This window comes from Vibrio sp. 1401 (assembly GCF_033340295.1).
The window spans coordinates 1-514 of sequence record NZ_JAWOWF010000855.1 but is presented as its reverse complement, the minus strand read 5'-3'; the positions used below and the strand labels follow the sequence as shown (position 1 = coordinate 514).

The following is a 514-nucleotide window of genomic DNA, read 5'->3' as shown; positions in this document are numbered from 1 at the left end:
ACCCAAGCTCCCCTATTTTGGCCGATGTGCTTGAACAAATGGGCGACATCTATTTTTATCAAGGCAAGTTCAATCTTGCTTTGGTGCACTACTTCAACGTACTGGATCACGAAAGCACCAGTCGTAATATCAATCGCACCATTAAGCTTCGGTTGAGCTTGGCTGCGACTTACCTGCAACTCTACAACTACGCACTTGCAGAGCAATATCTGGAACGTGCGACAGAGTTACTGGAATACGCGGATATCCCTCAGCTTGAAGCGAAAGCCGCCCTACTTCAGTCTGGTCTCGCCTATCATCAGAACGACAGCAAAAAAGTAATTGAAAACGCGAAGAAAGCCTTAGATCTTGTCGAAAAAGCGCCGGAAAACAAAAACTTCATCAAGCAGCAATCTTACCGTTTGTTGGGCTTGGGTTACGAACAGGCGGGCGAATATCAACTGTCACTGCAAGCGTACAAAAAATACACCAGCTTAGTGCGTTTGGAGCAAAAACAACTCAACCAAATTAGTGA

The 514-nt window shown here is 45.5% G+C and carries 1 pseudogene; it reads left to right on the top strand.

Annotation, left to right across the window (positions count from 1 at the left end):
- A pseudogene (locus R7Z77_RS28540) lies at nucleotides 1–514 on the top strand (tetratricopeptide repeat protein); the annotation flags it as partial.